The organism is Gordonia amarae NBRC 15530, from assembly GCF_000241345.1.
Lineage (GTDB): Bacteria > Actinomycetota > Actinomycetes > Mycobacteriales > Mycobacteriaceae > Gordonia > Gordonia amarae.
The window spans coordinates 15,405-34,600 of sequence record NZ_BAED01000070.1; the positions used below are offsets into that span (position 1 = coordinate 15,405).

Below are 19,196 nucleotides of genomic sequence, written 5' to 3' on the forward strand. Positions count from 1 at the left end.
TCAGCGCGACATCAGCACGTCGACCAGCATGTCCTGCATGAACGTGAGCCAGTGATAGACGTCGAGGTGGGCTGCGTGCGGGTGGTCAGGGGGCAGTTCGGCCGGGGTGTCCTCGGTGATGCCGAGCATCGCGCCGAGCGCGAGCCGCACGTCGTTGAGTGCGGTCAGCCATTGTTCGGCCTCGTCGTCGGTGAGCGCGATCCGGCCGCCGTCGGGCGGGATGGTGTCGAGCATGCCCTTGGCCGCGGCGAGTTTGGCGTCGATGATGAGGGGTTCGTTGACGCTGCGCAGGCCGGCGTTCAGTTCCCCGTTGATCACGTCCGCCGACAGTTCGCTGTCTTGGTCGGGACGATGGAAATCGGGCAGCAACCGGCCGAGGGTGAGGTCGCCGGGCGCGTCGCGGTGCCCGGTGCGGATGCCGGTGAGCGCGGCCAGTTCGTCGGCGGGCGGGGCGGTCGACACGCGTTCGCCGAGCAGGTCGGTGAGCGAGGTGACCATCGAGATCAGCAGTTCGGCCTCGTGCGGTTCGAGGACCGAACAGATCCGCCGCGACTGCCCTCGGCCTTCACGTTTCCAGTTGCGCACGCCTCACATGGTAGGCCGGTCCGGGCGTCGTCCGGCGTCGGCCGTGGGACCGGGTCAGGTGTCGCGCTGCATGGTGGCCCACAGGCCGGCGGCGTGCAGCTTGCGCACGTCCGTCTCCATCTTGTCGCGGTCGCCTGCCGACACGACGGCCTTGCCCTCGTTGTGGACCTGCAGCATCAGTTCGTTGGCCTTGGTCTCTGAGTACCCGAAGATCTTCTGGAACACGAAGGTCACGTACCGCATCAGATTGACCGGGTCATCCCACACGATGGTCACCCAAGGGCGATCAATTCCGAGCTGTGGATCGGCGACCTCGGGTTCGGCCACCGCCGTGGAACCGGGAGTAGCCTCGTGCGCACACCATATGTCCGCATGCATACGAATAGGGTAGGCGATTGTGAGTCTCGACAACACAGCCCTGCTGACCGACCACTACGAACTGACCATGGTGTCGGCGGCGCTGCGCGGTCCGCTGGCATCCCGGTCGTGCGTCTTCGAGGTCTTCGCCCGGCGCCTGCCCGACGGCCGCCGCTACGGTGTCGTCGCCGGCACCGGGCGGGTGATCGACGAGCTGACCCGCTTCCGGTTCGGCGACGACGAGATCGCCCAGGTGTCGCAGTTCCTCGACGAGGACACCGTCGCGTGGCTGCGCGACTACCGCTTCACCGGCGATATCGACGGTTACCGCGAGGGTGAGCTGTATTTTCCCGGTTCCCCCATCCTCACCGTCCGCGGCACGTTCGCCGAGGCGGTCCTCCTCGAGACCCTGATCCTGTCGATCCTCAACCACGATTCGGCGATCGCCTCGGCCGCCGCACGCATGGTGAGCGCGGCCGCCAAGCGCCCGATCATCGAGATGGGCAGCAGGCGCACCCATGAGCGGGCCGCGGTCGCCTCCTCGCGCGCCGCCTATCTGGCCGGGGTGGCCGCGACGTCGAATCTGGAGGCGGCCCGCACGTTCGGCGTGCCCAGCGCGGGTACGGCCGCGCACGCATTCACCCTCGGATTCGCCGGACCCGACGGCCCCGACGAGAAAGCGGCGTTCGCCGCGCAGGTCGAGGCGCTCGGCGTGGGCACCACGCTGCTCGTCGACACCTACGACATCACCCAGGGTGTGCGCAACGCCATCGACGTGGCCGGTCCCGGTCTGGGTGCGGTGCGGATCGACTCAGGTGATCTCGGTGTCCTGGCCCGGCAGGTGCGCGATCAGCTCGACTCCCTCGGCGCCCCGGATGTGAAGATCGTGGTGTCCGGGGACCTGGATGAGTACGCGATCGCCTCCCTGCGCGCCGAACCCGTCGACACCTACGGGGTGGGCACCTCGCTGGTCACCGGCAGCGGCGCCCCCACCGCCGGAATGGTCTACAAACTGGTGGAGGTCGACGGCATCCCCGTCGCCAAACGGGCCAGCCACAAGGCGTCGGTGGGCGGCGCCAAATCCGCGGTCCGGCTGGCCCGCGCCAGCGGCACGGTCGTCGAGGAAGTGGTGTACCGCACCGGCTCCCCCACCCCCGACGGCGAGGGACATTCGGTACGGCCCCTGCAGATCCCGCTGGTGCGCGGCGGCGAGCCGGTCGCCGACGTCCCGTCGCTCACCGACAGCCGCGCCCACCTCGCCGACGGGCTGGTGAGCCTGCCGTGGGAGGGGCTGGGCCTCTCGCACGGCGATCCCGCGATCCCGACCCGCTACGAGCTCTAGGAGAACCGCCATGCCGCACAAGGATCGGGCCCTGATCGTCGTCGACGTGCAGAACGATTTCTGTGAGGGCGGTGCACTCGGCGTCAACGGCGGCGCCCGCGTCGCCGAGGCCATCACCGGCCTGCTGCCCGGGTACGCGACCGTCGTGGCCACCCGCGACTACCACATCGACCCGGGTGACCATTTCTCCGACAACCCCGACTACGTCGACAGTTGGCCGCCGCACTGCCGGGTGGGCACCGACGGGGTCGGTTTTCATCCCGCCTTCGACACCGGCGCCGTCGCCGAGGTGTTCGCCAAAGGGCATTACAGCGCGGCCTATTCGGGTTTTGAGGGGGCAGCCGAAGATGGCACGACCCTGGCCGACTGGCTCGCGGCCCGCGACATCACCGCCGTCGACGTGGTCGGTATCGCCACCGATCACTGCGTCCGCGCCACCGCCCTCGATGCGGTTGCCGACGGGCTGTCGACGCGGGTGCTGCTGAACTTCACCGCGGGCGTGGCCACCGAGACCTGCCGGAACGCCCTGGCGCAGATGCGTGAGGCCGGCGTCGTCCTCGACGGCGACCTGCTCTACGACGGCTCGTCGGCGTACTCCGGGTGAGCCGGGCCGGCAAGAACTCGGTGACGACGATTCCGGAGGTCCCCGAGCTGCTCGACATCGCGGTCACCGCGCTCGGCGGAGCCCGTCGCGACGGACAGCTGCGGATGGCGTCGGCGGTGGCGCACTCCATCGACACCGGTGAACACCTGGCCGTGCAGGCGGGCACCGGCACCGGCAAGTCCCTGGCCTATCTGGTGCCGTCGATCCGGCACGCCGTGACGACCGGTCACACCGTGGTGGTCTCGACGGCCACCATCGCCCTGCAGCGTCAGCTGATCGACCGGGATCTGCCGCGGCTGGCGACGGCCCTCAAGGCCCCCCTCGGCCGCGAACCGTCATTCGCGATCCTCAAGGGACGTTCGAACTACCTGTGCCTGAACAAGATTCACACAGCCAGCACCGAAGAACCCGAGGGTGAGCTGTTCGACCCGTTCGAGATCTCCCGTACCGGCCGCGAGGTGACCCGGCTGCACGAGTGGTCCTCGGACACCGAGACCGGCGACCGCGACGACCTGGTGCCCGGCGTCTCCGACCGGGCCTGGCGGCAGGTCAGCGTGTCCGCCCGCGAATGCCTGGGCGCCGCGAACTGCTCGTACGCCGAGGACTGCTTCGCCGAGCAGTCCCGCCGCAAGGCCGGCCAGTCGGATCTGGTGGTCACCAACCACGCGATGCTCGCGATCGACGCGATGAGCCCGGCGACGATCCTGCCCGAACACGACGTGGTGGTGGTCGACGAGGCGCATGAGCTGGTCGACCGCATCACCTCGGTGTCCACCGACGAGTTGTCGGCGGCGTCGATCGCGTTGATCGCCCGCCGCTGCGGCAAGCTCATCGACGAGGAGACCACCGACGCCCTGCTGGGTGCGGGTGAACAGTTCGGCGAGTTCCTCGACGAGGTCCGCACCGGCGAATGGACCACGATGCCCTCGGGCGGCGACGCGGTGTTCGCGGTACTGCGTGACCGGCTGTGGCAGGCACACACCGCCATCGGGCCCGTGCGCGGTACCGGCCAGGACGCCGACAGTGCCGCGGCCCGCTCCGCCGCGCTGACCTCGCTGGAGAACACGCACGACGCGGTGGTCCGGCTGCTTGGCGCGTTCGACGAGCAGGACATGGCCAAACGCCGCGACGTGGTGTGGGTGAGCGCCGAACCGATCAACCGCGCCGGCGACACCCGCCGGGTGCTGTGTATGGCCCCGCTGAGCGTCGGCGGGCTGCTGCGCAGCAGCCTGTTCGCCGGGGCGACGGTGATCCTCACCTCGGCCACCCTCACGATCGGCGGCAACTTCGACGCACTCGCCGTCAACTGGGGACTGCCCGCCCACGGCGGCGGTACCGCGGGGGCCGCGGTCGACGTCACCGCGACCGGCAAGACGGCGCCGTCGGACTCCTCGTCGATGCGCTGGAACGGGCTGGACGCGGGCTCGCCGTTCGACTATCCGCGCTCGGCGATCCTGTACGTGGCCAAGCATCTGCCGCGGCCGGGCCGCGACGCCCTGTCGGAGCCGGTGCGCGCTGAGATCGCCGAACTCGTCGACGCCGCCGGCGGCCGCACCCTCGGGTTGTTCTCGTCGATGCGGGCGGCCAAAGAGGCGACCGAGTTCATGCGCGGGCACTCCGATCGCACCATCCTGTGCCAGGGCGACGACTCCACGTCGACGCTGGTGAAGAAATTCGCCGACGACCCGGAGACCTGTCTGTTCGGCACGCTGTCGCTGTGGCAGGGCGTCGACGTGCCGGGGCCGTCCCTGAGCCTGGTGCTGATCGACCGGATCCCGTTCCCACGGCCCGACGATCCGCTGATGACGGCCCGGCAGCGGGCGGTCAGCGCCCGCGGCGGCAACGGATTTCTGGCGGTCGCGGCCAATCACGCGGCGCTGCTGCTGGCCCAGGGCGCGGGCCGGTTGCTGCGCGCGACATCCGACCGCGGTGTGGTGGCGGTACTCGATTCCCGGCTGGCCACCGCCGGATACGGCGGCTACCTGGTGGCCTCGCTGCCGCCGTTCTGGCGCACCACCGACCCGGCGGTGACCCGGGCGGCGTTGCGCCGGTTGAGCGATCCGGCCTGATCGGTTCCCGATCCCGGCCATGTGGCGGTCCACACAGTGAGAGACTGAGTCCATCACGCTGAGACATGCGCCGTGATCGCCTACGGTTAGGTGTCAGCGCAAGCAGCCGAGAGGAGGCCGCGTGATCGGCCGGATGGGCATCGACGACATCTCACCGATGGTTTCCGCTGGATTATATCCAGCGAAAGCCGTTGTGGGCGAACTTGTTCCGGTCAGTACCGCAGCCTGGCGGGAGGGTCACGACGCCATCGGCGTCACCCTGCACATCGACGGCCCCGGCCGGGGCAGGCGCCGCGACATCCCGATGACCCCGTCAGTCGAACCCGATGTGTTCAACGGCGCCTTCGTGCCCGACGCACCCGGCTTCTGGACGTTCCGCATCGACGCCTGGAGCGACCCGTACGCCACCTGGCGTTCGGCCGTCATCAAGAAGGTCGACGCCGGGCAGGGCGCCGCCGACCTCGCCAACGACATCGAGATCGGTGTCGGCGTGCTGACCCGCGCACTGGACCTGGTCCCGGAGGAGTCACGCGCCCGGCTCGATGAGGCGATCGCCGCGCTGCGCTCACCGCGGCGGCGCATCGAGAACCGGGTCGGGCCCGGCACCGGCGACGACATCGCCGACCTGCTCGGGCGGTATCCGGTGCGCGAGCTGGTCACCAAGTCCCGCACCTACCGTGTGTGGGTGGACCGCCGCCGCGCGCTGTACGGCTCCTGGTACGAGTTCTTCCCGAGGTCGACCGGCGGCTGGGACACCGAGGGCAATCCGGTGCACGGCACCTTCCTCACCGCCGTCAACGACCTGCCCCGGATCGCCGGAATGGGTTTCGACGTGGTGTATCTGCCGCCGATCCACCCGATCGGAGAGGTCAACCGCAAGGGCCCCAACAACACGCTCATCGCCGGCCCCGACGACGTGGGTTCGCCGTGGGCGATCGGCTCAGCCGACGGCGGCCACGACGCCATCCACCCCAAGCTCGGTACGGTCGATGACTTCACCTATTTCGTCAGTCGCGCACGCGAACTCGACCTCGAGGTGGCTCTCGACCTGGCGCTGCAGTGCGCACCCGATCATCCCTGGTCGTCGGAACATCCCGAATGGTTCACCACCCTGCCCGACGGCACCATCGCCTACGCCGAGAATCCGCCCAAGAAGTACCAGGACATCTACCCGCTGAACTTCGACAACGACCGTAACGGCATCTACAAGGCCGTGCTCGACGTCGTAGTGCACTGGATCGAGCTGGGCGTCAAGATCTTCCGGGTCGACAATCCACACACCAAGCCGCCGAACTTCTGGGAGTGGCTGATCGTCGAGGTGAAGAAGCGGCATCCGGAGGTGCTGTTCCTGGCCGAGGCGTTCACCCGGCCGGCGCGGCTGTACGGCCTGGCCCGGCTCGGCTTCACCCAGTCCTACACGTATTTCACGTGGAAGACCCAGAAGTGGGAACTCGAGCAGTTCGGCCGGGAGCTGGCCGAGCACGCCGACGAGGCCCGGCCCAATCTGTTCGTGAACACCCCCGACATCCTGCACGAGAGCCTGCAGCACGGGGGTCCGGGCGTGTTCGCGCTGCGGGCCGCTCTCGCAGCCACCCTGGCCCCCACGTGGGGGGTGTACAGCGGTTACGAACTGTATGAGCATGTGGCGGTGAAGGCGGGCAGTGAGGAGTACCTGAGCTCCGAGAAGTACGAGCTGCGGCCGCGCGACTACAAGGCCGCCGCCTCCAACGGTATGTCGCTCGAACCCTGGATCACGTCACTGAACATGATCCGCAGACGGCACCCGGCGCTACAGCAGTTGCGCAACATCACCTTTCACCATCTCGACAATCCGGCACTCATCGCGTACTCGAAGGTCGACCCGGTGACCGGCGATCGGGTGGTGGTGGTGATCAACCTCAACCCGTTCGGTACCGAATCCTCCACGCTGTGGTTGGACATGCCCGCGCTCGGTTTCGACTGGCAGGACCGGTTCGCCGGTCGCGATGAGGTCAGCGGAGAGGAATTCCATTGGGGTCAGGCAAATTTCATCCAGCTCGAACCATGGAAGGCCGTCGCGCACATCGTGTCGCTGCCGCCGCTCACCCCGGCCGCGGCCGAACAGCTCTCCTACCGGGTGCGCTGACATGACCGACGCACCCGACGCCCGTGCACCGCAGCACGATCTGAACCGGCTCGGTAGCCTCACCCATCCCGATCCGCATGCCTTCCTCGGCGCCCATGACACCGGTGACGGGTACACCATTCTGCGCACACTGCGGCCCTCTGCACTCTCGGTGGCCGCGGTCATCGGCGGCGTCGACTATCCGATGCGATCGGATGGCGACCTGTTCTCCGTGGCCGTACCGATCTCCGATCTCGTCGATTACCGCTATCGGATTGTGTACCCGAACGGCTCGGGCGGCACCGGCGAGTTCGTCGTCGCTGACGGCTACCGCTTCCTGCCCAGCATCGGCGAGATCGATGTGCACCTGTTCGCCGAGGGCCGTCACGAAACCCTCTGGGAGGCACTGGGTGCGCGGGTGGTCAGCTACAAGACCGCCGACGGTGAGGTCACCGGCACGGCGTTCTCGGTGTGGGCGCCCAACGCCAAAGGTGTTGCCGTCGTCGGTGATTTCGACGCGTGGGGCGGGCGGGCCCATCCGATGCGGATGGTCGGTTCCAGCGGTGTGTGGGAGGTGTTCATCCCCGATGTGCGCGGCGGCGCGCGCTACAAGTTCCGCATCCACGGCGCCGACGGCGTGATCCGGGACAAGGCCGATCCCATGGCGCGGCAGACCAATCCACCGCCCGCCACCTCGTCGATCGTCAACGAGTCGACGTACGAGTGGGGCGACGACGACTGGCTGGCACGGCGCACGGCGGAGCATCCCGTCGAGCGGCCGATGAGCATCTACGAGGTGCACCTGGGGTCCTGGCGTCTCGGCCTGGACTATCGCGAACTCGCCGATCAGCTGGGCGCCTATGTCGTGGAGAAGGGTTTCACGCACGTCGAGTTCCTGCCGGTGGCCGAGCACCCGTTCGGCGGCTCGTGGGGTTATCAGGTCACCTCCTACTACGCCCCCACCTCCCGCTTCGGCAGCCCCGACGACCTGCGCTACCTGATCGACCATCTGCATTCGCTGGGCGTGGCGGTCATCGTCGACTGGGTGCCGGCACACTTCCCCAAGGACGACTGGGCGCTGGCCCGCTTCGACGGCACCCCGCTGTACGAGCACGCCGATCCGCTGCGCGGCGAACAACTGGACTGGGGCACCTACGTTTTCGACTTCGGCCGGCACGAGGTGCGCAACTTCCTGGTGGCCAACGCGCTGTTCTGGTTCAGCGAGTTCCACATCGACGGCCTGCGCGTGGACGCAGTCGCATCGATGCTGTATCTGGACTATTCGCGGCCGTCGGGTCAGTGGCGGCCCAACATTCACGGTGGCCGCGAGAACCTGGAGGCGGTGCAGTTCCTGCAGGAAACCAATGCGACTGTGCACAAACACTTTCCGGGTGTGGTCACCATTGCCGAGGAATCCACCGCCTGGCCGGGAGTCACCAGGATGACAGATGCGGGCGGTCTGGGATTCACCCTGAAATGGAACATGGGCTGGATGCACGACACCCTGGGGTATCTCTCGCGCGATCAGGTGCACCGCAGTTTCCACCATCAGGATCTGACGTTCTCACTGATGTACGCATGGAGTGAGAATTTCGTGCTACCGATCTCGCACGACGAGGTGGTGCATGGCAAGGGGACGCTGTGGACCCGGATGCCCGGCGACGCCTTCATCAAGGCGTGTGGTGTGCGGGTGTTCCTGGCGTTCATGTGGTCGCACCCGGGCAAGCAACTGCTGTTCATGGGCCAGGAGTTCGGGCAGTCCCGGGAATGGGCCGACAACCGGAGTCTGGACTGGGATCAGCTGCAGGGCTGGGAGGGCGAACTGCATGCGGGCATCTCGGCACTCGTCGGCGACCTGAACCGCGTCTACCGCGGATCACCCGCGCTGTACAGCCAGGACGCGACGCCTGACGGATTCTCGTGGATCGAGGCCGACGATTCCGCCAACAATGTGATCTCGTTCCTGCGGTTCGGTTCAGACGGGTCGGTGATGGCCTGTGTGTTCAACTTCTCCGGCAGCGACCGGGCCGGCTACCGGATCGGGCTGCCCCGGGGCGGAACCTGGACGGAGATCCTCAACACCGATTCGGCGGCGTACAACGGCCGCGGTATCGGCAACATGGGCAGCGTCGCCGCGGACGGCCCGGGACTGCACGGACAGCCCACGTCGGCGGCGGTGACGATCCCGGCCAATTCGGCGATCTGGCTGACGCCGGAGTCCTAGCGGAAGGAAGGCTCGATGATGAGCGGCATCCAGCGCCAATTCCCCAAGCCCGCGGAGCTTCTCGAACTGATGCAGTTCAAGAAGCCCGAATTGAACTCGCGCACACGCAGGCTCGGTAAGGCTCTCACCATCGACGATCTGCGCATCATCGCCAAACGCCGCACCCCCAAGGCCGCGTTCGACTACACCGACGGCGCCGCCGAGGGCGAGTTGTCGCTGGCCAGGGCGCGGCAGGCGTTCAAGGACATCGAGTTTCATCCGGGCATCCTCGCGCCCGCCCCCAGCGTCGACACCTCGTGCGAGGTTCTCGGCGCCCGCAGTGCCCTGCCGTTCGGGATCGCCCCTACCGGATTCACCCGGCTGATGCAGACCGAGGGTGAGGTGGCCGGTGCCGGCGCGGCCGGTGCGGCGGGTATCCCGTTCACGCTGTCCACTCTCGGAACCACCTCGATCGAGGATGTGCGCGCGGCGAACCCGGATGGCCGCAACTGGTTCCAGCTGTATGTGATGCGGGAACGGGAGATCTCCTACGGCCTGGCCCGCCGCGCCGCCGACGCCGGTTTCGACACCCTGATGTTCACCGTCGACACCCTGATCGCCGGTGCCCGCCTGCGCGATAAACGCAACGGGTTCTCGATCCCGCCGCAGCTCACGCTCGGCACCATCGTGAACGCCATCCCCCGGCCGTGGTGGTGGATCGACTTCCTCACCACACCGACGCTGGAGTTCGCCTCACTCAGTTCCACCGGCGGCACCGTCGGCGAGTTGCTCAACGCTGCGATGGACCCCACCATCAGCTTCGCGGACCTCGACATCATCCGCGAGCTGTGGCCGGGCAAGATCCTCGTCAAAGGCGTGCAGACCGTGGCGGATTCGGTGCGGCTGCGCGATGTGGGCGTCGACGGCATCGTGCTGTCCAATCATGGTGGGCGACAGCTCGACCGGGCACCTATCCCGTTCCACCTGCTACCCAAGGTGCGGGCCGCCGTCGGCGAAGACTTCACCGTGATGGTCGATACCGGCATCATGAACGGCGCCGACATCGTCGCCGCCGTCGCACTCGGCGCCGATTTCACCCTGATCGGCCGCGCCTACCTGTACGGCCTGATGGCCGGCGGCCGCGAAGGTGTCGACAAGACCATCGAGATCCTGCGCACCGAGATCGAACGCACCATGGCCCTGCTTGGCGTCTCCTCCCTCACCGAACTCGGCCCCCACCACGTCACCCAGCTCACCCGGCTGGTCCCGCTGCCCGATTGCCCCAGCGTGCAGCACACCTGACCGAACACACTTCCCATCCATCAAGGTGGACCGATCAGAACCTGGCGCCGGTCTCATTCGCTTCCCTCATTTCCGGCATGCTCACAGCATCGCCCGGACACACTGAGTCGAGCCGTATCCTTGGCCGGTGAAGTTCGCGATCCTCAGCCACCTGGAGGTGACCCGCGACGGCGTTCCCGTCGACCTGGGCACCCCAAAGGCCCGGGCCCTGCTGGCGGCGCTGGTGCTGGCGCGGCCGCACGCCGTGTCGGTGGATTCGCTGATCGCGCAGTTGTGGGGCGAGCATCCGCCGGCGTCGGTGATGACCACGTTGCAGGCGTATGTGTCGGGCTTGCGGCGGGCTCTGGAGCCCGATCGTAAGCCGCGCCAACCCGCCACGGTGCTATTGACCCGGGCGCCCGGCTACGCGCTGGACCTCACGCCGCGCAGCGTCGACGCCGACGTCTTCGAATCGGTGATCACCGGCGTCGACGCGCGCCGCGACAGTCTCGCCGGTCTGACCGCCGAGAGCTTGGAGCAGGTTGACGCCGACCTGGCCGACGCGTTGTCGCTGTGGCGTGGTGAGGCGTACGCCGATCTGGGCGACGCCGCGGCCGCCGAACGATCACGCCTGGACGAACTACGTGTCCTCGGTGAGGAACTGCGCCTGGAGGTGTCGACGGCGCTGGGCAGGCACACCGCGGTCGCGGCGGCTGCCGAAGCGCTGATCACCCGTTACCCGCTGCGCGAAAGCCTTTGGCGGATCAGGGCTCTCGCGTTGGCACGGTGCGGGCGGCAGGCCGATGCGCTCGCGGTGATCGACGATCTGCGAAGGGTTCTCGACGAAGAGCTGGGACTGCTGCCGGGTCCGGCGATCCGGGAACTGCAATCGGCCATCCTGCAACAGGATTCGTCCATCGCCTGGGATCGTCCGGCATCGGCGGTTCCGCAGGCGGCGACCCGGCCCGACCGGGCACCGGCGCCACCGGCGGCCGACGCCGTACCCGCCCTACCGTGGCCCACGGCCGGCCGGGCGGCTGAGCTGGCCGAATTGTCGTCGGCGTGGCAGCGATCGGTGGCAGGGTCGACGGAGTTCGTGGTGATCAGCGGCGAAGCCGGCATCGGCAAGACCCGGCTGGTCACCGAAACGGCCCTCACGGCCGCACGCGAGGGCGCCCTCGTCGGGTGGGCCCGCTGTTCCCAGGACGACGGTGCGCCGCCGCTGTGGCCGTGGGCGCAGATCCTGACGCGGTGGGGCCGGGACCTGCCGACGATCACCGCCGGTGCCCACACCGACGAGGGCGCCGCGTTCCGGTTGCGCGAACGGATCGTCGCGGAGGTACTGGCCGAATCGTCGCGCAGGCCCGTGCTCATCGCGATCGATGACCTGCACTGGGCCGACCCGTCGACGTTGCGGGTGCTGCAACTGCTCGGCGAGATCTCCGGCGATTCGCAGCTCATGGTGCTGCTGACCTGGCGCGGCGTCGACGGCACCGTTCCGCTCGCCGAACTGTCCGAATCGCTGGGCAGGCGCCACGCCACCCGTATCCCGCTCGACGGACTCGACTCCGATGCGGTGGCCGAGGTGATGCACTCGGTCGCCGGGACCACGACATCGGACTCCCAGGCCGTCCAGCTCACCGGCCGCACCGACGGCAACCCCTTCTTCGTCGTCGAATACGCCCGTCTCGCACAGCATTCGGGTAGCGTGTCGCAGTTGCTGGCCGAACCGCGCCCACCGACGGCGGTCGGTGAGGTGATCGGCCGGCGCATCGACAGACTCGGCGCCGACACCGCCCGCATCCTGCAGACCGCAGCGGTCCTGGGTCGCGAGTTCACACTGCCCGTCCTGTGCGGAGTCCGGGACGAAGACCCCGACACCGCCCTGGACCTGCTCGACACGGCAGTCGCGGCGGGCCTGATCCGTGAGGAAGGGATCGGCGAGTTCGTCTTCGCACATGCCCTGGTCCGCGATCACATCTATTCGGTGTCGGCTCCGACCCGGCGCGCCTCGGTCCATGCCCGCGCCGCGCAGACCCTCACCGACCTCGGGGGCCGGGGTTCGGAGATCGCCCACCATTGGCTGTCGGCCGGTCCGGCGCACCGGGCGCGGGCCTGGCGGGCCGCACGGGACGCCGCCCATCAGGCTGCCGAGGTATTCGCGGACGACGAGAGCGTCAGTCTGTACACCGCCGCGCTGGAGGCACTGCCCGGTGATCGGACCGCCGATGGCGCCGACGAGTTCGAGTTGCTGCTGGATCTGGCCGAATGCCATCGCCGACGCGGGGATTGGACCGCGCTCGAAGAACCGTTGGAGGCGGCGATCGGCCTGGCCCACCGATCGGGGAATGGGACATGGCTCGCCCGGGCCGGGGTTCTGCCCTCGCGTGGTTCGGCCTGGTTCTCGGTCGGTGTCGGCGACCAGAACGATCATGTGGTCGAAGCACTGCGCGAGGCGCTCACGATGCTCGCCGCCACGCCGTCGCGTGAAAGCTCGGCGCTGCGTGCCGAGGTGATGCTGGCTCTGGCCAACGAGATCTATTACACCTCCCCGATCACCGAACGCCGCGAGCTCGTCGCGGCCGCCACCTCGATTGCCATCGAGCTCGGCGACGACCGCCTGGAACTGGCCGCGATGCTGGCCGGGCAGCAGGCGTTGTGGTCGGCCGACAACGCCGAGCAGCGACTCACCATGCTCGAACGCGCCAAGGAACTGGCGCTGCGGGTGGGCGATGTCGACAGCCGGATCCTGGCGACGTCCCTGTGCGCGAATGCGCACGCCCAGCTCGGCCATCCCGAACGGATATGGCCGCTGCTGGACATCGCCCTCGCCGACGCCCGCCGCCGACGACGCCCGTTTCTGGTGATGGTGGTGTTGTCGACAGCGGTGACCTGGCATGCGATGTCGGGTGATTTCGCCCGGGCCCGTGCGCTGGCCGACGAGTACTTTCAGCTCGAGCACCGGGTGCGGCTGACCCAGTCTCCGGTCGCGAGCATGGGTATCAAGCTGGGAATCGCCCTGTGGGACGGTTCGCTGTCTGCGGTGGCCGCGCACTTCTCCGGGCCCGTCATCGATCAGATGCCCGTCGGATGTTTCCGGGCCGCACTGTATCTCCGTATCGGCGATCACGAAGCTGCGCGCGCCTCGATCGTCGAAGATCCCGGTCTGTCCTCGCATGACTGGTATTCGCTGGCCGAGTGGGCGGCGGCCGGTGAGGTCGCCGCCCATCTGGAGCTGCCCGATCTCGGCCGCCAGGCCTACGATCTGCTCGCACCGATGGCGGGGTGGTCGGTGAACGCGGGTGCGGGCACCGCGATCGGTCCCGCCGATGCCTTCCTGGCACTGGCCGCATTCTCGATGGGTGACACCGAACTCGCGTCCCGGCACGCCGACGACGCCGAACGCCTGATGGACCGATGGCGAATCCCGCCCGTCCGGCAATGGTTCGCCGGCGAGCGGGATCGCTTCGGCTTCTGACGACAATCGGCCACCTCCACTACCCCGACCCGACCCCCACCCGCGCGGCAACAGTTCGCCGGCGAGCGGGATCGCTTCGGCTTCCGACGACAATCGGCCACCTCCACTACCCCGACCCGACCCCCGCTGGTTGAGGTGCGAGGTCGCCCAGCGACCGAGCCTCGAAACCCGGTGAGCGAACAGTGTCATCTCACGGGGTTTCGAGGCTCGCGGGGCTCGCACCTCAACCGGCGAAGGGCTCACACAGCGGTGGGGACCAGTTCCGGCGATGCGTCCGGATCCTCTTCTGCTGCTTCAAGATCGATCGTCGGCAGAATCCTGTCGAGCCACGCCGGCAGCCACCAGTTGTAACGGCCCAGCAGCGACATCGTCGCCGGCACCAGCACCATCCGGACCACGGTCGCGTCGAGGAAGACCGCCACGGCCATCCCGAGGCCCGCCATCTTCAGCATGATGTCGGTTTCGGTGGAGAAGCTCAGGAACACCGCCACCATCACCGCAGCCGCGACCGTGATGACCCGGCCGGTCTTGGCCAGCCCGCTGATGACGCTGCCGCGCGGATCGCCCGTGGCGAGCCACTCCTCGCGGATGCGGGAGAGCAGGAACACCTCGTAGTCCATGGACAACCCGAACAGGATCGCGAAGATCAGGATCGGCACCCAACTCGACACGGCCACAGGCTGATCCACGCCCAGCAGCGACGATCCCCAGCCCCACTGGAACACCGCGGTGATGACGCCGTAGGCGGCGGCGACCGACAGCAGGTTCATGATCGCGGCCTTGACCGGGATGATCACCGACCGGAACACGATCGTCAGCAGGATCACCGACGCGGCGACGACGAACCCGATGACCACCCACAGCCGGACGGCGAGCATGTCGGAGATGTCGTTGTAGTAGGCGGTCTCGCCGGTCAGTACAGCACCGTCGGGCAACTGGTCGCGGATCGCCGCGAGCACATCGCCGGTCTGCTCGGCCGACGGCCCGTAGGCGATGGTCACCTGGGCGACGCCGATCGCCTTGTCGGGCGACGGCATCAGCGGGCTCACCGATACCACTCCGTGTTCGTAGGAGATGCGATCGAGTGCCGATGCCACCGCCGCCGGGTCGGCCTTGCCGGGTCCGGTGTTCTCTGTGACGATCAGCACCTCGGCGTTGGCACCCGGCCCGAACTCTTCGGCCAGCAGGTCGTAGGCGCGGCGGGTGGTCAGCTCGCTCGACTGCGCACTGGCATCCGAGGGCCAGGTCCGCATCGCGACGGCCGGGGCGGCGAGGGTGACCATCACGATCACCGCCAACAGCGCAGCGACGAGCGGCCGACGACCGACCGCAGCGGCCCAGCGACCGATGAACGTCTCGGTCGCGGCGACGGGTGCGGCGTCGGTCTTGCGTTCCTTACGCGGACTCAACCGCTTGCCGGCCAGCGCACACAGGGCGGGCACCACGACGAGTGTCGCGGCCAGCATCGCGACCACGGCGATCGCGGTGGCGAACCCGAACGACGAATAGGTGGGCAGCCCCGCCAACCGCAGCCCCATCAGCGACACCAGAACCGTCGTCGCCGCGATGACCGCCGAACGGCCCGCGGTGGCAACCGACCTGGCCGCCGACTCAACCACGATGTGACCATCGCGCAGGTTCTCCACATGCCGGTTCACCACCAGCAGTGCGTAGTCGATGCCCACACCGAGACCCACCATGCTGGCCACCATCGGCGCGTTGGGGCTGACCTTCATCGCCGCCGCCAGCAGTGTGACACCTGCGGACGTGGCGACGACACCGACGATCGCCGAGACGATCGGCAGGCCGGCTGCCACCACAGAACCGAAGGCGAGCACCATGATCAGCAGTGCCAGCACCACACCGATGATCTCGGCGTATCCCTCCACCGGTGCGGCGGCGGTCTCCGGCACGGCACCGTTCATCTCCACTGTGAGACCCGCCGCCCGCGCGTCGGCGACCGCCTCGTTGAGCGGCTTGTCGTTGCCCATCAGGTCCTTGTGGGTGACCGGGACGTCGTAGCCGACGGTGATCACCGCGGTGTCCCGGTCGTCGCTGAGGCGCGGCTCCGACACCGACACAACGTGCGGCATCGCCTCAAGCCTGGTCCGCAGGTCCGCCGTCTCGGCGCCCGTGAGCGCACCGTCGCCCGAATGCACGACGACGCGGGAGAAGGCATCCCCCACCCCGGGCTGGTGCTCCCGGAGCAGTTCGACGCCGTGCTGGGACGGCACGCCGGTGACGTCCCAGTTCTCCTGGGTCTCACCGCCGAACGTCGTCGACACGGCCAGCAGCACGACGAGCGCGCCGAGACATCCGAGCAGTGCCCGGACCGGATGCCGGGCACTGAGATGGCCCAGCCGGTACAGCAATGTGGTTTTCATGCCGACAGCGTCGCCGACCCCACTTGGCGACCGCTTGTACCCGACTTGGAGCAGGCCGCCGGTCACAGTTCACATCCCAGCGTGAAGTGGCTCTACAACCACCAGACTCTCCGCCAAACGTTGCCGGCAGTTCCGGATTTCGGAACTGCCGGCAAGGTTTACGAGTCAGAACAGGGCACTGGCCAGTTTGCGCCGCGCCGTGACCACGAACGGTTCGGCCGGGTCGAAGAGCTCGAAGAGTTCCAGCAGGCGGGTGCGGGCCGCGGTGCGGTCGTCGCCCGAAGCCACCTTGACCAGGGCGATGATGCGGTCGAAGGCGGCTTCCGGTTGCTGATTGGCGAGCAGCACGTCGGCGGCCGCGAGCTGGGCGTCGACGTCGCCGGGCGCGGCGGTCTGCACGATCGACGGATCGTGCGCACTGGCCCGGATCATGAACTCCAGGTTGCGCACCAGCGACGCCGCCTCAAGGTTGCCCGGTTCCTCGGCGACGATCGCCTTGTACGCCTCCAGCGCACCGGCGAAATCGCCGGCGTTCATCTTGTCGTCGGCAGCCGCCATCCGCTCATCGACCACGGGCTCGTCCACGGCCTCGCCGGGAGCACCGGTGAAGGTATGGCCGACCTTGGCCAGGATGTCGTCGATCCAGGCGGCGACCTGCCCGGCGGGCTGCACACCCTGGAACGCGGTGACCGGCTGCCCCTGGGCGATCGCGATGACCATCGGGATCGACTGCGCCCGGAATGCCTGTGCGATACCGGGATTGGCGTCGACATCCACCTTCGCGAGCACCCACGCCCCGTTGGCCTGCGCTGCCAGGGACTCCAGGATCGGCGAGAGCTGCTTACACGGACCGCACCACGTGGCCCACAGGTCGACGACGACGAGCTGACGGGTGGAGCGTTCGATGACGTCCGTCTCGAACGTGGCGTCGGTGACGTCGATGACCGCCGGGCCACCACCGGCGGGAGGTGTCTGACCGGCGTGGCCGGGGGCCGCGGACGGTGGCGATTGCGGGGCGGGTCCGCGACTCTGGGATGCAGCCCGCTGGGCGTCCGCGCGTTCCTTCAAGGCTGTGAGGTCCACCGCACCGGACATTGCAACGGCAGCGGCGGCCTGCTGCCGACGAGTAGGTCGTGTCACCTCTCCAGTGTGTCACGACGTAGGTGAGATGCGGTTACGGGGAGCGACCACACCGGCGGCCGCCGCCGCAAACGCCAGCGCCACGACGGCGACGACCAGTGCCCCGTTCAGCCCGACGGCGCCGCTGAGGAAGCCGATGACTGCGGGACCGGCGAGCATGCCGAGGTAGCCACACCCGACGACCACCGAGATCGCCCGGCCGCTCGCCCGCACCGTGAGGTTTCCGGCGGCGGTGAAGATCTGCGGGATCAGCCCGGCCAGGCCGATGCCGAACACCGTCCAGCCCGCGATGGCCAGCGGTGCGACGGGTGCCAGCACAGCAACGGTCATCCCCACGGCCCCGATGAGTGCGCCGTACCGGACCAGGCGCACCGCGCCGACGGACGCGGTGATCCGGTCGATACCCAGGCGCGCCACCGTCATCGCCGCGCTGAACGCGCCGAAAGTGATGGCACCGATCGCCTCGGTGGTGCCGAAGGTCTCCACGACGTGCAGCGCACTCCAGTCGTAGGCCGTGCCCTCGGCGAGCATCAGCGCGAACGCGACCAGTGCCATCAAGCCCAGCTGCCGCAGATCCACCTCATGCCACCACCGCGATCCACGACTGCTCGATGTCTCCGGCTCCCCCGCGGCTTCGCCGGGCAGCACCTCGATCGTCGGATCGCCGTATCCGCGCGGCACCAGCCATCGCCGGACAGCGGCCACCGCCGCGGCACCGAACACGGCGGCGCCGATCACCGTCGGCACCACCCCGGCATCGAGCCACAGGGTCAATGCCACCAGGCCGGAGCCGAGCAGACTCCCGACGGAGAAGTATCCGTGGAACGCCGACATGATGGGCCTGCGGTACGCGCGCTCCACGGCGACGGCCTGCGCGTTCATTGACACGTCGAGCGCCCCGTTGGCGAACCCGAACAGCGCCAGCGACGCCGCGAGCGCCTCTGGATTGCGCGCCAGCGCCGGACCGATGATCGCGACGCTGAGCAGCAGCGCGGCGGCGATCGTGGTGGGACGTGACCCCCACCGGTCGATCACCGGGCCGCACAGTTGCATCGCCACGAAGGCCGACGCCCCGATCAGCAGCAGCAGGCCACCGAGCTGGGCGTGCGACACATGCGCCCGCTCCGTGATCACCGGGATGTGGGCCACCCACAGCGCGGCGAGGAAACCGTTCAGCGCGAAGACCGCGGTGACGCTGCGCCGGGCCCGGACCGCGGGAGGACCGTCGGCGGGCGTCACCCCGCGGACTACGCGGTCGCCGGAGATGTCGACGCGGAACCGGTCGAGAGCTCGGCGAGGTGCCCGTTACGCGCGGCCCACCACTCGAACACGAGCGTGCCGAACGGCGGGATGCTGGAGACCAGCGCCAGCCCGGTCACCTTGACGTTCCAGGCCAGTGCCTTCGCGGTGAGGAAGGAGATCGCCACGAAGGCGATGAACACGATCCCGTGCACCATGCCCGGCACCTGCACCGCACCGTCGTTGTCGGCGACCCGCTTGACGATCATCGCGATGATCAGGGCGAACCACGTGATCGCCTCAAGAATTGCGACAAAACGGAACCGCTTGGCGGGCGTGCTGAAATCGAAGAAGTCTTTCACCATGCCCACCATTGTGCCGAACGTCCCGGACCGACTACGACAAGGTGT

At 68.5% G+C, this 19,196-nt stretch carries 13 protein-coding genes; 7 read left to right on the forward strand and 6 right to left on the reverse strand.

Translation table 11 applies throughout. The annotated features are described in order from the left end of the window. Both aosR and clpS read right to left on the reverse strand, forming a co-directional pair. Positions 1 to 585 carry an oxidative stress transcriptional regulator AosR gene (aosR, locus tag GOAMR_RS20840; RefSeq protein WP_005192630.1) on the reverse strand — a complete coding sequence of 195 codons (585 nt, stop codon included), beginning with the start codon at positions 583 to 585 and terminating at the stop codon, positions 1 to 3. 54 nt (positions 586 to 639) lie between these two features. Further along, positions 640 to 963 carry an ATP-dependent Clp protease adapter ClpS gene (clpS, locus tag GOAMR_RS20845; protein WP_040515991.1) on the reverse strand — a complete coding sequence of 108 codons (324 nt, stop codon included), beginning with the start codon at positions 961 to 963 and terminating at the stop codon, positions 640 to 642. A 19-nt stretch (positions 964 to 982) separates the two neighbouring features. Between clpS and GOAMR_RS20850 the strand changes: the two genes are divergently transcribed. From GOAMR_RS20850 to GOAMR_RS20880, 7 genes are all read left to right on the forward strand, one after another. Continuing rightward, positions 983 to 2,284, forward strand: coding sequence for a nicotinate phosphoribosyltransferase (locus tag GOAMR_RS20850; protein WP_005192637.1), 1,302 nt, complete (start codon positions 983 to 985; stop codon positions 2,282 to 2,284). Between the two features lie 10 nt (positions 2,285 to 2,294). Continuing rightward, positions 2,295 to 2,888 carry an isochorismatase family protein gene (locus tag GOAMR_RS20855; protein WP_005192640.1) on the forward strand — a complete coding sequence of 198 codons (594 nt, stop codon included), beginning with the start codon at positions 2,295 to 2,297 and terminating at the stop codon, positions 2,886 to 2,888. Continuing rightward, positions 2,885 to 4,957, forward strand: a complete 2,073-nt coding sequence (locus GOAMR_RS20860) for an ATP-dependent DNA helicase (protein WP_005192643.1) — start codon at positions 2,885 to 2,887, stop codon at positions 4,955 to 4,957. The genes GOAMR_RS20855 and GOAMR_RS20860 overlap by 4 nt, the downstream gene beginning before the upstream one ends. A 121-nt stretch (positions 4,958 to 5,078) precedes the next feature. Further along, complete coding sequence (locus tag GOAMR_RS20865; RefSeq protein WP_005192647.1) at positions 5,079 to 7,082, forward strand: maltotransferase domain-containing protein; 2,004 nt, start codon at positions 5,079 to 5,081, stop codon at positions 7,080 to 7,082. Position 7,083: 1 nt separating this feature from the next. Next, positions 7,084 to 9,285, forward strand: a complete 2,202-nt coding sequence (gene glgB / locus GOAMR_RS20870) for a 1,4-alpha-glucan branching protein GlgB (RefSeq protein ID WP_005192650.1) — start codon at positions 7,084 to 7,086, stop codon at positions 9,283 to 9,285. A gap of 15 nt (positions 9,286 to 9,300) precedes the next feature. Then, positions 9,301 to 10,566 carry an alpha-hydroxy acid oxidase gene (locus GOAMR_RS20875; protein WP_005192652.1) on the forward strand — a complete coding sequence of 422 codons (1,266 nt, stop codon included), beginning with the start codon at positions 9,301 to 9,303 and terminating at the stop codon, positions 10,564 to 10,566. A gap of 127 nt (positions 10,567 to 10,693) precedes the next feature. Continuing rightward, positions 10,694 to 14,023 (forward strand): BTAD domain-containing putative transcriptional regulator, encoded by a 3,330-nt coding sequence (locus GOAMR_RS20880; RefSeq protein WP_005192655.1) that lies wholly within the window; start codon positions 10,694 to 10,696, stop codon positions 14,021 to 14,023. A gap of 239 nt (positions 14,024 to 14,262) precedes the next feature. On the opposite strand, the gene GOAMR_RS20885 is transcribed toward GOAMR_RS20880, so the two are convergent. The 4 genes from GOAMR_RS20885 to GOAMR_RS20900 form a co-directional block, all read right to left on the reverse strand. Beyond that, positions 14,263 to 16,407, reverse strand: coding sequence for an MMPL family transporter (locus tag GOAMR_RS20885; RefSeq protein ID WP_138943843.1), 2,145 nt, complete (start codon positions 16,405 to 16,407; stop codon positions 14,263 to 14,265). 165 nt (positions 16,408 to 16,572) lie between these two features. Then, a complete protein-coding gene (locus GOAMR_RS20890) occupies positions 16,573 to 17,502 on the reverse strand; it encodes a tetratricopeptide repeat protein (RefSeq protein ID WP_005192662.1) in 930 nt (309 codons plus the stop codon). A gap of 57 nt (positions 17,503 to 17,559) precedes the next feature. Further along, positions 17,560 to 18,786, reverse strand: a complete 1,227-nt coding sequence (locus GOAMR_RS20895) for an MFS transporter (protein ID WP_005192664.1) — start codon at positions 18,784 to 18,786, stop codon at positions 17,560 to 17,562. An 8-nt stretch (positions 18,787 to 18,794) separates the two neighbouring features. Continuing rightward, positions 18,795 to 19,160, reverse strand: a complete 366-nt coding sequence (locus GOAMR_RS20900; protein ID WP_005192666.1) for a DUF3817 domain-containing protein — start codon at positions 19,158 to 19,160, stop codon at positions 18,795 to 18,797. Positions 19,161 to 19,196: the final 36 nt, after the last annotated feature.

Bases quoted from the DNA above. Each gene is read 5' to 3' on its own strand.
- GOAMR_RS20890 (WP_005192662.1), bottom strand. From the start codon at position 17,502: ATGTCCGGTGCGGTGGACCTCACAGCCTTGAAGGAACGCGCGGACGCC.
- GOAMR_RS20855 (WP_005192640.1), top strand. From the start codon at position 2,295: ATGCCGCACAAGGATCGGGCCCTGATCGTCGTCGACGTGCAGAACGAT.
- GOAMR_RS20900 (WP_005192666.1), bottom strand. From the start codon at position 19,160: ATGGTGGGCATGGTGAAAGACTTCTTCGATTTCAGCACGCCCGCCAAG.
- GOAMR_RS20885 (WP_138943843.1), bottom strand. From the start codon at position 16,407: ATGAAAACCACATTGCTGTACCGGCTGGGCCATCTCAGTGCCCGGCAT.
- glgB (WP_005192650.1), top strand. From the start codon at position 7,084: ATGACCGACGCACCCGACGCCCGTGCACCGCAGCACGATCTGAACCGG.
- clpS (WP_040515991.1), bottom strand. From the start codon at position 963: ATGCATGCGGACATATGGTGTGCGCACGAGGCTACTCCCGGTTCCACG.
- GOAMR_RS20875 (WP_005192652.1), top strand. From the start codon at position 9,301: ATGATGAGCGGCATCCAGCGCCAATTCCCCAAGCCCGCGGAGCTTCTC.